This is a genomic window from Paenibacillus sp. FSL F4-0100 (genome assembly GCF_037993005.1).
GTDB lineage: Bacteria > Bacillota > Bacilli > Paenibacillales > Paenibacillaceae > Paenibacillus_AQ.
Genome location: NZ_CP150303.1, coordinates 6,467,116 through 6,481,888, shown reverse-complemented (window position 1 = coordinate 6,481,888; position 14,773 = coordinate 6,467,116). Strand labels below are relative to the sequence as shown.

At 52.0% G+C, this 14,773-nt stretch carries 11 protein-coding genes; 8 read left to right on the top strand and 3 right to left on the bottom strand.

The window, feature by feature from the left end; all coding sequences use genetic code 11:
- Positions 1-184 precede the first annotated feature (184 nt).
- Both MHH48_RS29420 and MHH48_RS29415 read left to right on the top strand, forming a co-directional pair.
- Positions 185-637 (top strand): phage holin family protein, encoded by a 453-nt coding sequence (locus tag MHH48_RS29420; RefSeq protein WP_076324750.1) that lies wholly within the window; start codon positions 185-187, stop codon positions 635-637.
- Complete coding sequence (locus MHH48_RS29415; RefSeq protein ID WP_076324749.1) at positions 624-1,409, top strand: glycoside hydrolase family 73 protein; 786 nt, start codon at positions 624-626, stop codon at positions 1,407-1,409. Before MHH48_RS29420 ends, MHH48_RS29415 begins: the two co-directional genes overlap by 14 nt.
- A 302-nt stretch (positions 1,410-1,711) precedes the next feature.
- On the opposite strand, the gene MHH48_RS29410 is transcribed toward MHH48_RS29415, so the two are convergent.
- Complete coding sequence (locus MHH48_RS29410; RefSeq protein ID WP_076324748.1) at positions 1,712-6,673, bottom strand: alpha/beta hydrolase fold domain-containing protein; 4,962 nt, start codon at positions 6,671-6,673, stop codon at positions 1,712-1,714.
- A gap of 585 nt (positions 6,674-7,258) precedes the next feature.
- On the opposite strand from MHH48_RS29410, the gene dgt reads away from it, so the two are divergent.
- The 3 genes from dgt to MHH48_RS29395 are packed head-to-tail and all read left to right on the top strand — an operon-like array spanning position 7,259 to position 10,661.
- Positions 7,259-8,674: a dGTP triphosphohydrolase gene (gene dgt, locus MHH48_RS29405; RefSeq protein ID WP_076324747.1), complete on the top strand. Its 1,416-nt coding sequence runs from the start codon at positions 7,259-7,261 to the stop codon at positions 8,672-8,674.
- 24 nt (positions 8,675-8,698) lie between these two features.
- A complete protein-coding gene (locus MHH48_RS29400) occupies positions 8,699-9,640 on the top strand; it encodes an LLM class flavin-dependent oxidoreductase (RefSeq protein WP_076324746.1) in 942 nt (313 codons plus the stop codon).
- Positions 9,641-9,680: 40 nt separating this feature from the next.
- The gene (locus MHH48_RS29395; RefSeq protein WP_076324745.1) at positions 9,681-10,661 is read left to right on the top strand and encodes an RsmD family RNA methyltransferase; all 981 of its coding nucleotides are present in this window, start codon (positions 9,681-9,683) and stop codon (positions 10,659-10,661) included.
- Positions 10,662-10,674: 13 nt separating this feature from the next.
- Here the strand turns inward: MHH48_RS29395 and MHH48_RS29390 are convergent, their stop codons facing one another.
- Together MHH48_RS29390 and MHH48_RS29385 are read right to left on the bottom strand one after the other, a co-directional pair.
- A complete protein-coding gene (locus MHH48_RS29390) occupies positions 10,675-10,986 on the bottom strand; it encodes an MGMT family protein (RefSeq protein ID WP_076324744.1) in 312 nt (103 codons plus the stop codon).
- 180 nt (positions 10,987-11,166) lie between these two features.
- On the bottom strand, positions 11,167-12,120 hold the full coding sequence (locus tag MHH48_RS29385; RefSeq protein WP_076324743.1) for a D-2-hydroxyacid dehydrogenase: 954 nt from the start codon (positions 12,118-12,120) through the stop codon (positions 11,167-11,169).
- 301 nt (positions 12,121-12,421) lie between these two features.
- Here MHH48_RS29385 and thpR point away from each other — a divergent pair, with 301 nt between their 5' ends.
- The 3 genes from thpR to MHH48_RS29370 all read left to right on the top strand — a co-directional run bounded on the left by thpR (position 12,422) and on the right by MHH48_RS29370 (position 14,726).
- On the top strand, positions 12,422-13,003 hold the full coding sequence (gene thpR / locus MHH48_RS29380) for an RNA 2',3'-cyclic phosphodiesterase (protein WP_179090690.1): 582 nt from the start codon (positions 12,422-12,424) through the stop codon (positions 13,001-13,003).
- 97 nt (positions 13,004-13,100) lie between these two features.
- Positions 13,101-14,000 (top strand): cell wall hydrolase, encoded by a 900-nt coding sequence (locus MHH48_RS29375; protein WP_076324742.1) that lies wholly within the window; start codon positions 13,101-13,103, stop codon positions 13,998-14,000.
- 42 nt (positions 14,001-14,042) lie between these two features.
- Positions 14,043-14,726, top strand: coding sequence for a metal-dependent hydrolase (locus MHH48_RS29370; RefSeq protein WP_076324741.1), 684 nt, complete (start codon positions 14,043-14,045; stop codon positions 14,724-14,726).
- Positions 14,727-14,773 lie beyond the last annotated feature (47 nt).

Here is a 14,773-nt window from a genome sequence, read left to right as displayed (position 1 = left end):
ATCCATAAGATTTCAGGAAATCCGTGGGCAACAGCGATCGGAAGCATGATCCGCAGGCGAAGTGACGTGCATGCTAACAAGGATTCTCTCTCTCTTAGAGCAACTGTGAATAGCAGTAACGCAAGCCCTCGGCTCCTCCGAGGGCTTTTTCACAACTTCAAAACCATATAAAGGAGGAACAATTATGTATGAGCACATCGGTCAGCTGTTTAAGATGCTGGTGGCGGGGACGGGGGCCGTGACAGGTTACGTCTGGGGCGGATGGTCGCTGCCGCTGCATCTGTTGTTGTGGTTCGTGGTGATCGATTGGTTGACCGGATGGGGCGCGGCCTGGATGAACGGCGAGCTGCGCAGCCGTATTGGTTATACTGGGATTGCACGCAAAATGACCATTTTTCTCATCATCGCCCTGATGCATCTGGTGGACCGGGTGCTGGGGGAGATGAATTATTTTCAGAATACCGTGATCTTCTTCTATCTCGCGAATGAGCTGCTGTCTATTATTGAGAACGTTGGGAGAATGGGGGTACCGATCCCCCAGTCCCTGCGTAATGTGGTACAGGTATTCCAGATCAAATCCGAAGAAGGGGACAAGCAAACCGTACGAAAGGAGGAGAAAAAGGATGAAACCCTCTGAATTTATAGCCAAGCTGGCACCTATAGCCAATCAGGACATGCGTCAGTACGGGGTGCCTGCTTCGCTTACGCTTGCTCAGGCAATCCTGGAATCCAATTGGGGATTGAGCGGTCTAACGCAAAAAGCGAACAATCTGTTTGGGATCAAAGGAACGGGTCCCGCGGGAAGTGTCACCATGCAGACAACCGAATACCGGGGGCAGACGCCCTACACGACCCAAGCTCAGTTTCGTAAGTACAACAGCTGGAATGAATCGGTTGCCGATCATACCCGGCTGATCTTGAACGGCACACGTGACAAGCCGCAGCGCTACCATGGCGTATTGTGGGCGGATTATAAAACGGCTGCGACCGAGATTTGGAGAGGGGGCTATGCCACAGACCCCAATTATCCGAAAAAGCTTATTTCCATTATGGAGCAGAACTCGCTCTATCAATATGATGTGCCTAGTCCAGAGGAGGAGGAACGTATGAAAATCGAACAATTAACGGCCGAGCTGCAAAAAACAGAAGAGCAGATTCAGCAGCTTAGCAAGCAATATGCTTCTGCGATGAAACTGCTAACGGAGCAAAGCAATACCATTCAGCAGATGAACGTAAGGCTCAAGGCAGTTGAGACAGAGAAACCGGCGAAAGTTCCATCTTGGGCAGAACCGGCATTACAAGCTGCACAGCAAGCAGAAGTATTGCATGATCCTAAGGGTAGCTACGATTTTTACCGAATCATGACCGTGCTGCATCGTTTGGGGATCTTCGATAGTCCGAGCAAGTGATACAAAAATTAACATGGCAGCTGCTCTCGCAAGTTCCATCTATATAATGAAGCGTTTTTTGAGCTGTGTTGAACAATAAAGCTGCCCAACCGTTTAGGACGGTATGGGCAGCTTTTGTTGTTTATATCAGTTAGTGTTTTGCTAGCATCTTCATGCTCGGTTATTCATTTCCGGAATGTGCTTTTATAGTGTGTTCGAGCCGTCTTTACTTTCTCGGCGCAATTCACGTTCGCTTATTCCATGAACCCTGTGTCCGTGCATACATATTCATACCAAAAATTCACTACATAAGTAAACTCAACTCACTTCACCCTCACCGTCCCCACCGCCTGCGATTGGTTCCCCGCATGGTCCGTAACGGTATAAGTCACCGTGTAGATTCGGCTCCGTCCGCGCTCCGATTTCTCAGCTCGCAGCCGGAAATGGGTATCATAGGTACCGAACTCGGCATCTTGAATATTCGGTCCCCGGTCGCCTTCCTTATCCTTGCCTTTACTGTTGTTGTTACCCGTGTCCTTATCTTTACCGTTCACAATCTCCGATGTATCTCCGCCATGCCCCTTGCCGCCCGCACTCTCCACGGTAATGGAGGTTAGAGTGATTGATGCAACGCCAGAGCCTTCATCGCTAGATTCGAGGTCAGCGTAAATATCGACCATTTTGCGGTTTGGCGCCTTCAATACGGAAGGCGAGAGTGTAACCTTCAGCACCGGGGCGATTTTATCGATGTTCGATACGGTGGCCGTCATCGTACCTTCGTTACCGTTCTCATCTGCATATTCAAATGTAAATGAACCGTTCTCGGTAAATTTGTATGTTGGAGATCCGCTGTTATTGGTAACGGTAAACGGACGATTCGACACCAAGACTGCAACAACGTCTCGATTCGTCGGGGCCGTCGTGCTGTACTCCAGGCCCGCGGTGAGATCGGTATACGTGACGCCAGGGGCTACCGTAAAGTTCTCGCCGATGTTGTCCAGCGTATTGCTGCTTAGCTTGATATTCTGGCCCGCCTTGAGCTGAATCCCGTTGCTGTTCCCGGTAATGGTATTGTTCAGAATTTGCACGTTCTCCGGGTCTCCGGATCCAATGCCGCCCGCGTTGGTGTCCCCGTTGTCGTGTTCGAGCAGGATGCCCCAATAATGCTCGGCCGTGTTCTGACGGATCGTGTTGCCCTTGATGATCGTGCCCGGTCCGTTCAAAATATGGATGCCGGCAGCATCCGGAATGTCGACGGTATTTTCGATTCGGTTGTTCTCAATGATGGTATCCGGTGAGCCCATGGATACAACGATGCCTTGCCGCGCGTTGCGGATCGTGTTGTCGTGGATATAGTTTTGCGGGCCGGATTTGCTGTGATTGGTCGGTGCGGTCCCCCCGGTATTCCCGATGCCGATGCCGCCGCCATACGGCATGTCGGTGATCAGGTTATCGTGGATCTCGTTAAAATACTCCAGCTCCCCATGCAGATCAATCGCATCCAGCCGGACCTGGTGGAATTCATTGTGCCGGACCACATTGTTATGGGCTACATATTGAATAAGTGCCCCGTGACGAAGATAAGGCCCCTCGAAGGAAGAGTCCTCGACCAGATTCCACCTGGTATCATTGGCAAAACCGTTGCGGTCGACCTTCGGTACGCCTTGAATGGATACGCCGTATCCGGCACCGCCAGGTCCAAGATCCGTGGCATTTCGGAACGTGGTGTTGCGGACGACGATATCATGGCTGTTCTCGATGCGGACGCCCATGCGGCTGAATTTCTCGATCGTCACGCTGTCGATCGTGATGTTGTACGAAGGCGACTCGCCATAATTGGCGGCAATGATCATCATGTCAGGACCGCCGGCATCCGGATTGTTGATTCTGTGATCCGTCGTATATTGACCCTCCCAAACAGATGTCAGCGTCAGGTTGTAGATGGTTAGATCATGCTGCTTGGCGGATCTCAGCATCGTACTGTTCCGGACCTTGTTCAGCGAGGTTTTCAGAATCGCACCGTTCTGGCTTTCCCCGCGTAAATTGACCTCGGATTTCAGCATCAGATTGGTCAGTCCATCGGGTGCACTTTTTAAGTTGTACACGCCATTCGGGAAAAATACCTCGTCTCCCGGGAGCGCTTCATCCATCGCTCGTTGAATCGCCGGTCGATCGTCCGCAGCATTGTCTGCAGGATCAGCCCCGTAATCGACCACGTTCAGTGTCCTTCCGGTTGCAGCAAAAGCCTGATGTACCGGATGGTCGCTGCCGTCCGCATTTTTCATGCCGGGAGCGGTAAAAGGAACCGTACCCTCCGGCGGCTGCGGTACAAAATCCGGTATTATCGCCACAGGCGTATCCCCGTTAGCAAAAGGCGGATAGATATGGACTTCCGTCAGACTCGTGTAGACACTGCCGTCCGAATTTCCGCGCCCGATCAACTTCACGTAACGCGCGCTCGTATCCGGAACGTCAAAAGGCTGCATCGCGGTGGTGGTACCGCTGCTCGAACCGTTGAAGAGGGGAGACCAGGTTACTCCGTCATCGGAGGTTTCGATATCGATCTCCGTCGCCCGAGCGTCCCCTTTATAGAAGGCGATGCCCAGATAACCGATGTCCCGGGCCTCGCCCAGATCAAACATGATCCACGGACCGTCGCCGGCCGCTGACCAGCGGGTGTACAGATTTTGGTCCAAGGTATTATCCTCGATGTTGCCGTCGCTGCCGCTTGCCGTGACTGAGGCCACAGGCCAAGGCGCTAAGGGAGCACTAAGCGTCGTAACTGATAACGTCAGCGGAACCCGACTGACGTTTCCAGCGGCATCGACGGCTTCGACCTTATAGCTGTACTCCGTGTGCGGAGACAGCCCTTCCATTTCATAGCGGGTGATGTCGGAACTCAGCTCCGTTACTTTGACGTCGTTTTGATAAATGTTATACTTTGCGACTAACTTGTTGTCTTCCGCCCTCGGCCATTCCAAATGCACATAATCTTCGCCAATGCTGCTAATGGACAGACGGCTTCCGTCCGGCCAGGACGGTGGCGTATTATCCTGACTGGAATCCACCAACTCGCTTACGACCAGCGCAGGTCTTGGATTGCTGGAGCCGTTGGCTTCCTTGGTATAGATATTGACGCTGACACCGGTTTGGTTCGCATCTGCAAGGAGAAACGATACGCTGCCATTCGCAAGACGGCTGCGGACATAGTCCGTCACATCGACGCTGTACACCTCAGGCCGGCCACCATTCTCGGCCTTTACCGTAAACGATCCCACATAAGCGGCCGGATCGAGGGTATTCGTGGGTGCATTATTCCAGGTCAGCTCGCTTTCGTTCCAGGCTATATTCTCGATCCCGTAGAGGGAGAGCTCCAGGTCCGTGTTGCTGGTGCCTTTTTTCGCGGCGACCTGGAATTCGTAGCGGTAGTCCGGATCGCTCAGGGTGGAAGCATCGAATTTGAAATAGACAACCTTTTTGTTGGTTGTACCGGACGATACGCTAAAAAGGCCAAGGCTTGTGCTTGTAGCGGAATTGATATTGGTGTCGGGTTTGGAACTGTCGATCAGGGCATCGTCCGAGGGCACCAAACGGCCAACCTCAACGGGGATGCCCGTAGAGGGATCGGTTGGGTCGGTGGGGTCCGTCGGATCAGGGGGCGTGTAGCCGTCTTTGTAGAGGATCGGCGTTGTTACTTCCAGGTTCTTCACGTGCTGATCCATGAAAGCCCAAGCTTCCGCATCTGCGGTTGACTTGGCTTCTCCGGTAAAACCATGACCCTGGCCGGGCACGATCTCAAAATCCACGACCGGAACACCGGCGCTTGTCAATTGATCCGCGAATGTCACGCTGTCGGTGTAAGGGATGGTGGCGTCCGCGTCACCGTGCCGGATCCAGAACGGCGGATCATCGGGAGTGGCATACGTCCCTGGCATGACAAGCCGAGCCTCAATCGGGACGGACAGGGCGTTATGCCCACCGAGCAGCTTTGTGACCGAGCTGTAGCGGTCGGCAAAATCGGTCGTGAAGTCTGCCGGTCCGTACCAGTCCACCACCGCCTGAACCTTGGTGGAGTATTCCGGCCAGCCTCCTGCGCCTTCGATATCGGGAAGATGAACGGTATCCCCAGTATCCAGCGTGACCGTATCCTCGATCGTCAGGTCTCCGGTCGTTCCGAGCAGGGATGCGAGATGCCCGCCTGCCGAAGTTCCCCAGACGCCGATCCGGCTCGGATCAATGTGGTATTGCTCGGCATGTGCTCGCAAATAACGGATGGCCAGCTTCACGTCTTGAATCTGGGCCGGGTAAGGCGCTTCGGGGGTTAGCCGGTAGCTTAAGGAAACGCCGATGTACCCGCGTTTAAGGGCATAGTTGCAGATGCTGCCGAGAGCGTTTTTGCGGTCGCCTTTATTCCAGCCTCCGCCGTGAATGTAGATCATGACCGGCATAGGCTCGGCTGGCGGAGTGCTCGGAACGGCGATGGACGTGAAGAGATCCCGGTCGCCGGCTTTGCCGATCAAAACGTCCTCATAGAGGGTTACGCCTTCCGGCGCAGGGTATGGGCCCGTTTCGGTCGGCGGGGGTTCTGGCACAGGATCGACCGCAGGCGGAATGCCCGGTATGGCCTGACCGGACAGCGAGACGCTGTCGATATACATATTGGCGTTCATCGGATCACCTACCCGGAACTGGATTCGCACGTTCGGATCGCTGCTGGCTTCCGGCGGCAGCGTCCAGGTTTTCATCGTGTTGGATTCGCTGCGAGGCGCTTCGGGCGTTCCCGGGGCCAGCTTGAAATCCTCCAGTATGCTCCAGGTCGCTCCGTCGTCGCCCGACCACTCGGCAACAATGCTTCCGCTGACATAGGATGAGGCTCTCGTATAATAACTCAGCTTAATGTTGCCATAACCCGTCGTATTGACGGGCAGATAGACGGAATCGGTCACGTCGATTTTCATGAGGTTCGGCGTGGACGGCGCGCTGCCGGATACGGAGGTTTTGGCTTTACTCCCGCCATCCCCGGTCTGAACCCAAGGCAGCGGGATGACGACGCCGCCCGTGGTTCCGTAGCGGTCCGAATCAAAGTTATCGGAGAAGAAGCGAATATCCGGCCCTTCTGGTTCCGGCAGGGGATCGGAATCCGAGGCAACAGATTCATCTGTAAGATCGAATTCTGAAACCGATTGTGCAGATACAACAGGAAGCTGCCCTGGGGATGCCATGATGCTTATGGTGATCAGCAGGCAGAGGATTAGGCATGAGATTCGGTTAAGTGTCTTCTTCAACGTTCCATCCCTCGCTTTTCAATTTGTGATTGAAGCGTGTTTAAGAAAACCCGAGGAGTAGGCGCTTGACTGCCCCCCGGGCATAAGAAGCCCAATGAATGTTAGAGGTGCATGTGGGTATAGGAGAAGAAGGTGGCTTTAACATGGTTGGACTGATTCGGGGTGGTATCGGATTTGCTTTATGACTCTTATGGAATATCATTTCCCTCCTTTCCGTGACGCGCTTCAAGAAGTGAATGACAGCGCTTACCTAACAACGTAGCAAGAATGTGCGCACAGGTCTTGTGTTAATCCTATAAGCGCTTGGCGTTTTTGCATAATGGAAGATTCATTGACGTTTATACCCTCCCGAGGGTGTAAAAATAGGGCCGTGGAGACTGGAGTCCATCTTTGCATGATTTGCACCACCCATCGCCTTGACGGGAATTATCATGCTTAGCAGATAGTGTCTGACACAATTCGGGTATACAAGGAGGAACGGGTTTACTGGGGAATCATATTTTTCTTCAGCTGCCGGATGGCATATAATCTAAAGAACGAACGATTCCGAATCGACCCTATACAGATAAAACAGGAGTGGGATAAATGACACTGAATGAGCTTAGAGAGCATCGCCAATACCCGGAGCAAACGAAGTCGGATGCTTCACGCGCGGTATACGAGCGGGATTATTCGCGCCTGATCCATTCGCCGACGTTCCGCAGGCTGCAAGGAAAATCACAGGTATTCGGTGCTGGCACCGGCGATTACTACCGGACGCGCTTAACGCATTCGCTCGAGGTGGCGCAGATTGCGCGCGAAGCGGCACGGAGTTTGAGCCGCCATTATCCCGAAGTGATGCCGGATCAGGCGGAGAACGCTGGGCTGATGATTGATCCCGAGGTGGTGGAATGCGCGGCGATCGCCCATGATTTTGGGCATCCTCCATTCGGCCATAAGGGCGAAGAGGTGCTGCAGGGCATTCTGGATAAGCTAATTGACCGCAGAACCGAGAAGGAGCTGACGCGTCAGCCGGGTACGCCGACGCCGGAGCGGGCTGCCGAGGTACAGCAGGCGATGCGACGTAAATATGAGCATTTTGAAGGGAATGCGCACAATTTTCGGCTGATCATGTTTTTGGAGAAAAGAGAGAATGTCAACGGACTCAATCTGTCCGATGCGGTGCTGCTTGGCATCAATAAATATCCGTTCTCCGGGTTGGATAATCATAAAGGGATGTACCGGCATGAATGGGATTACATCTCCCAGATTCGGAAGGAGTGGCAAATTCCCGGCACGCATCGAACGCTCGAAGCGCAGCTGATGGATCTTTGCGATGACATCGCCTATTCCGCGCATGATCTGGAGGATGGCATCAAAGCCGGGAAGATCGAGGTGCACGAACACTTTTTGCGGGACAGTCACCTGAACAAACTGATCGTGGAGAAGATCATGACGCTGGAAGACGAGGTATGGAAGGGATGGACCAAGGAGCAGATTCATCCGAAGGTGGATACGGTGCTGGACGAGTTTCTGAAAATCTGGAACGAGAAAATGCCGACCTGCGAGAATGACTATTCCCGTACCCGGCGGGAGGTCAAGGCCTACTGGGTCAGCCTGTTTGTAGGCAGCTTGGGCGTAATTACGAACGGGGATTGGAAAAAGGTGACGTTTGTCAAAGACGGTGTGGAAGATGAGGATATGCTGCGTACGGTCAGCGTCCTGAAGAGTTTCGCTTGGGTGACTATGATTCGCGACCTGCGGGTTCAGCGCCTGCAGAAGCGCAGCGAATGGATCATCAAGCGCTTGTGGGATGCTTTTCTGGATCCTGTTGCGTCAACGGCGATTATTCCGTCCGACTGGCTTCAGCGTTATGAGGCGGATCAGAAGCGGACCCAGCCGATCTGGACGTGGGAGCATATGGTGATTGATTATATCGCAGGGATGACGGACGCTTTTGCCGAGAAAATCTATAACGAGTTATATGGACTCAAGGTAGGTTCGATCTATGATTTGGATTAGGATCGGCGGAAAAAGGGGGATGGCATGAATAGCCAATTGAAACTGAGCGTGCTTGACCTGGTTCCGCGTTTGGGAGAGAGCTCGTTCGAAGAAGCGTTGCAGCAAGCGGTGATACTGGCACAAAAAGTGGAAGCATGGGACTACGGGCGCTACTGGGCGGCAGAGCACCATGATCTGGAGCATCTGTCCTGTGCATCGCCTGAGATTTTGCTGTCCCATATCGGTGCCAGGACAACGCGCATCCGGCTCGGCTCCGGGGCCGTGCTGCTGCCCCACTACAGCCCGCTAAAGGTGGCGGAGAATTTCCGCATGCTGGCAGCGCTGTATCCCGGACGCATCGATCTCGGGATCGGGCGGGCGCCGGGAGGTTCAGCGCATACGAGTTTGGCGCTTAGCGGAAATTTCCTGGGTCATGTGGCGGATTTGCCGCAGCGGATTCGGGCTTTGACCGAACTGCTGGAGGATCGGTACCGCTATGAAGACGTGCCGGTAGCAGCGAAACCGGTGCCCGCAACTCCGCCCGTGATGTGGATGCTCGGCACGAACACGAAGAGTGCGGGGTATGCGGCCGAATTCGGGACGGGTTATGTATTCGGACAGTTTATGAGCGATACGGACGGGGCGGAAGTTCTCCATTCTTACAGGGAAGCTTTTGAGCCAAGCGGTCATCTGCAAGAACCGTGCACGATGGTGGCGGTAAGTGTGGTTTGCGCGGAAACGGAGGAACAGGCAAAGAAGCTTGCAACGCAAATTCCCCGACCAGGGCAGCGCACCATGCCCACGGAACCGTCAGGTTCCGATTCGTCAGGCCCATCCCAGCGGCTTATCATCGGTACGCCTGCAAGTGTGCGAAACAGACTGCAGCATATGGCAGAGCAGTACGGGTGTGACGAATTCCTGATCGTCACGCCGGTAAGTGATTACAATGCACGGCTGGAATCCTATCGGCTGTTAATGGAGCAGTAGTCAACTGCTGCACATATATAATAGAAGAGAGACGAATTACATGATAAATACGAACGAGTATGACATTACCTTTACTCCGTCTTCCACAAGCGGTGAGCCATCGTTTTTTTACACTTATGCTTGTCATGAAACGGAGCGGGAGCTGTGCTTGATGGAGCTGACGGAGCTATTCGGTCATGAGCCTGACGGTGAGGAGTGGCTGGAAAGCGAGTTATGGGTTGATCCGGATCGGAGCCCGTTCTTATCGGCCTGCATCGATGTCAAGATAACTGGAGAATCCATCGAACGAATCGCCGAGCAAGCAGGCAGCATTCACCTTAATAATGCAACCTTCAAAGTTGTCTGTCTCAAGGCGGGGGATCGATTCAGTTATGAACAATCCCGCGGGTATGAACGGATGGTAGGCCGCCAAATAACAGGAACCGCACAGATGAAAGCTCCGGATGTCACGCTTGGTATGGTGTCCACAGGCGGCATCTGGAGATTGGGAATCCTTCATGAACCTGAACGCGCATGGCTGAATCATAAACAGAAGCCTCAAAATTACTCTACAGGCCTCAGCTCACGGATCGCGAGGGCACTGGTCAACCTGGCAGTTCCTCGATTAGGCGGAGTCACGCTCCTGGATCCCTGCTGCGGTATGGGGAATGTATTGATCGAGGCGTTGTCGATGGGACTCGCGGCCGAGGGTCGTGACATCAATCCGCTTGCCATTCGGGGAGCGAGGGTGAATCTGAGTCACTACGGTTATGATGATAACAAAGTTGCCATTCAGGATATGAATACATTGCAAGGTCATTATGATGCCGCGATCCTGGACCTGCCGTATAATCTGTGTTCCGTTTTTCCGGAGGAAGAGAAATTGCAGATGCTGCATAGCTTACGTCGGTTGTCAGATCGAGCTGTCATCGTCAGCACAGAGCCATTACGCGAGCAACTGATGAATACGGGCTGGAAGATCCTGCGTCATTGCACGACCCGCAAGGGGAGTTTTGTAAGAGATATTTGGTTGTGCGAATAAACGGCTACCCGATTTATTCGGCAGGATCAAATCGATACTTTTCCAAATCAATGATACCTTTGGGATTGACGACAACGCCTTCGTCCTGGAGATACAACTCCTGCATGAGCCTGGATTCATCGTCCTTGATGGCGATTTCTCCTTTAGCGTTGACGACGCGGTGCCAAGGCAGCTTGTGAATGTGACTGAGGGTGTGAAGTATTCTGACGACCTGACGGGCGCCCCTTGGGCTGCCAGCCAGTCTGGCCACTTGTCCATACGTCATGACATATCCTTCCGGAATGCTTCGGATCACTTCAATTACACGTTCCGTATACGGTTGCATCGATTCTCTCTCCCATTGCGTATAAAAGTAGTAAAAAATAAAAAGGGGCGTCCCGGAAGGTGTGAAAATGAAAACCTCGGGACGTTCCTTTTGTAGTATAGATCTTGTGGTCTTTGTTGCAAGATCCTAGCTCCTTTGAGAGCGGGATAAAAGCTGTACTTAAGAACTTGTTACCAGGTCCTAGTACGACTTGCTATAGTCGATTACATTTCGGGACAGCGGCTTACCGCTTACATAGCTCTGTAAATTCTCAAGGAAAATATCCACGGCACGCTCGCCATAGCGATCCGTATCGCCAGCCATATGAGGAGTCATGATGACGTTGTCCAAGTTCCACAGTGGATGGTCTGACGGAAGCGGCTCTTCCTCGAAGACATCCAGTCCCGCACCTGCCAAGGCTCCGGATTGAAGTGCCTGAAGCATGTCTTCGGTTACCACGGTTTGACCCCGGCCTACGTTAACGAAAAAGGCGGAGTCCTTCATCGCCGAGAATCTTGCCTCATTGAACAGTCCACGGGTATCATCTGTGAGGGGAAGGATGTTCACGATATAATCGCCTTCCGCCAGCGCTTCATCAAGTTGATCGACCTTATACATCGCTTCCACATAAGGATCGGACTTGCCGGAATGACGGACCCCGACGGTCCGCATACCGAACGCTTGGGCCACGCGCGCCGTATGACTGCCGATCTGGCCGACGCCGACGATGACGATGGTTTTGCCTGCCAATTCCGTGAACGTGCCGGACGTATCCCATTTGTTGTTCGATTGCTGTCGAATGGCGAGATGAAGGTTGCGCGTGAAGGCCAGCATCATCGCAAAAACATGCTCCGTGATTGGAACGCTATGTACGCCGCTGGCATTGGTAAGCTGAATGCCCTTTTCTTCGAGCTCTTTGAGCGGCATTTTATCCACACCGGCTGACCATGCTTGAATCCATTTCAGTTTGCTGTCGGCAGACAATATATCCTCCTGTATGGAGCGTGACCAGCCGATCATGATTTCGGTATCCTGAACGATGCTTGGCGTAAGCTCTTTCGCTTTTGTGACCAGCAGCTCGTAGTCAGGGGCGATATCCTTGATTTTTTGCTGTTGTTCGGTGGTTAAGTCGTGTATGGCAACGATTTTCGGCATGGTGCTACCTCCTAAGGAATGTGATATAAACCAGAATAAAAGCGTAACGCTCTTTGGGAACATATTATCAGAAATCATAACTTTGCGCATGGACGAACTATCGAGATTGGTAAATTTGTACATGAATTATTGTCCGTTTTGTGGTAAATTGAAGCTTCATCATATTTTTAGGCGAATTTGATGTACCCTCATACTATTTTCAGGTAATATTGCTCAAACTATAAACGAACCGTGAAAACATGGTGCTTATAGCAGCCGTTGGCTGCTTAGGATAAAAGAGGATTGGAAGGAAGTGTCTTAGTTGAGCCATTCGGCTGAGGGAGCTATGGATCGTTTATTTGTTGCCGTACATCTGCCTTCCGAGGTGTCTTCCCGGATTCAGGATTGGACGGAAACATTGAGGGAGCAAGTGAATTTCAAAAAATGGGTTCATCCGCAGGATTACCACATTACCTTACAGTTTCTAGGCGATACGCCGTCAAATCGCACAGCGGAGCTTACAGCGGCGCTGCAGGAAGTCGCCAAGGAGCATAAGCCCTTCAGGCTTGGTCTTTATGATGCCGGCGTGTTTGGGGCAAGCGCCTCGCCAAGAATTTTATGGGCGGGAGTCGGCGGGGATTTGAATGCTCTGTCTCAGCTTCAGCAATCGGTGGTATCGAGGATGGAGGCTTTCGGATTTGTGCCGGAGGAGCGACCGTTTCGTCCGCATATTACGATTGGCCGGAAATTTCAAGGGAATCAAAAATTTTCATTGGATGTTATCGGAACAGGACCCAAACCCATCCAGTGGGAAGTGCAGCAACTCGTTCTTTTTCGAACAAATTTGCATGCAAGTCCGATGTACGAAACAGTAGGTGTGGCGCGGCTTTCGACATTTTTCTGAAATTGAAAATAGAATGTTCATAAAATTACCATGTTTTCAACGCCTAAAAATGTGGTTACATAGTGTAGGAATGTGCCGACATCATAGGAGGAAAAATATGGTTATGAAAGTGCTACGGCAAAATCGCTGGGTTGCGCTGCTCATCGGAGCGCTCTTTGTGAGTTTGTCTCTTATAAGTTTACTTGGAATGCAGACAAAGACAACGAAAGGGGAAGAACAGCAGCAGGATATGCCAAAGTTTGTGACGGCTGCACCGGCTCCTGTAAATGACCCTGATCTATTCGTAAAAGACGCGAGTACCAAGCAGGATAGGGAACCTGTCAATATTTTGTCTTCAATTGTTTTCCAAGAGTGGAATAAGCCGGGGAGCAAGAGTCATGCTTTTTCAAGCGCAAAAGGCATAGTTTTGGCTGAAAACGGATATTGGAACTCGCAACAAGTATTGAAGACTGCAGATGAGAAAAAGAAACCATCGAAATCTCAGACTGCGGACGGGAAACCGGCAAAACAAAAGGGGACGCATGTCGTCAAATCTCAGACTGAAAGCTTATCACCCCCCACAACTTTATTCTTCACAAGAACAAATACGTTAACCCAGGATCAGAAAGCCAAAGCGACCTGGACCTATGATTTGTCAGCTGAAGAACTGCTTCTGCTCCAGAAGATTGTCATGGCAGAGGCGGAAGGCGAACCGTACGAAGGCAAAGTAGCAGTTGCTAACGTTGTCTTAAACCGGCTGCGGTCAGCTAATTTTCCCGATACCATTACCGATGTCATCTATCAAAAACACCAATTTAGTCCTGTAGCGAACGGGCGTCTTAAACGTGTCAAGCCGAACAAAGAGACGATTAAATCCGTGAATGCGGCACTTCATGGCCAAAAAGAGGTAAAGGACGATACGTACTTTTTCCTCTCTTTGAAGCTGGCTCAGGATCTGACGGTACACCATTCAAGAACGTTCGTTAAAAAAATAGGGAATCACTCTTTTTACAAGTAGTGCCCGTATGGGTAAACTAGTATGTAGGAGGTGTGTTTAAGCATGAATATTACGTATTACGGCCATTCTAGCATTTTGGTGGAAGAAGGCGGAGTTCGTGTGATCATCGACCCGCTGCTATCAGGGAATCCAGGCTCCGGGATCGAGCCCAAAGACGTAAAGGTGGATGCGGTTGTGTTGACGCATGGGCACTCCGATCATTTTGGCGATTGCATCGAGATTGCGAAGCAGAATGATTGCCCGATTATCGCAGTCTATGAACTCGCCGTGTATTGCGGCAGCCTGGGTGCCAAATCCCATGGGATGAACATCGGCGGAAGCGCGCAATTCGATGGCTTTAAGGTGAAGTTTACCCCAGCCTTTCATTCTTCATCCATTTCGGTAGGGGACACCTGGATCTATGCAGGGCAGCCTGGTGGCGTCATTCTGACGATGGGCGGCAAAACATTCTATCATGCAGGCGATACGAGTTTGTTTGGCGATATGCGCTTAATCGGAGAGATGAACCAAATTGATGCAGCTGCGCTGCCGATTGGGGATTTATTGACGATGGGGCCACAGGACGCCCTGTTGGCCGCACAGTGGATTCGTGCGAAGCATGTCATCCCAGTCCATTATGACACGTTCCCGGGCATTAAACAGGACGCTGGGGCCTTTTGCGGCGAACTAGCCAAAACAGGCATTCAGGGTCATCCATTGAAGGCTGGAGAAACGTTGGAAATATAGATGGATTGTTCATGGAAAAAGCTTCCCTGTCGCGAAGACAGGGAAGC

Excerpts from the sequence above, each read along its gene's own strand:
- MHH48_RS29420 (WP_076324750.1), top strand. The coding sequence starts at position 185 with ATGTATGAGCACATCGGTCAGCTGTTTAAGATGCTGGTGGCGGGGACG.
- MHH48_RS29390 (WP_076324744.1), bottom strand. The coding sequence starts at position 10,986 with ATGCAACCGTATACGGAACGTGTAATTGAAGTGATCCGAAGCATTCCG.
- MHH48_RS29415 (WP_076324749.1), top strand. The coding sequence starts at position 624 with ATGAAACCCTCTGAATTTATAGCCAAGCTGGCACCTATAGCCAATCAG.
- dgt (WP_076324747.1), top strand. The coding sequence starts at position 7,259 with ATGACACTGAATGAGCTTAGAGAGCATCGCCAATACCCGGAGCAAACG.
- MHH48_RS29395 (WP_076324745.1), top strand. The coding sequence starts at position 9,681 with ATGATAAATACGAACGAGTATGACATTACCTTTACTCCGTCTTCCACA.
- MHH48_RS29400 (WP_076324746.1), top strand. The coding sequence starts at position 8,699 with ATGAATAGCCAATTGAAACTGAGCGTGCTTGACCTGGTTCCGCGTTTG.
- MHH48_RS29375 (WP_076324742.1), top strand. The coding sequence starts at position 13,101 with ATGGTTATGAAAGTGCTACGGCAAAATCGCTGGGTTGCGCTGCTCATC.
- MHH48_RS29385 (WP_076324743.1), bottom strand. The coding sequence starts at position 12,120 with ATGCCGAAAATCGTTGCCATACACGACTTAACCACCGAACAACAGCAA.
- MHH48_RS29370 (WP_076324741.1), top strand. The coding sequence starts at position 14,043 with ATGAATATTACGTATTACGGCCATTCTAGCATTTTGGTGGAAGAAGGC.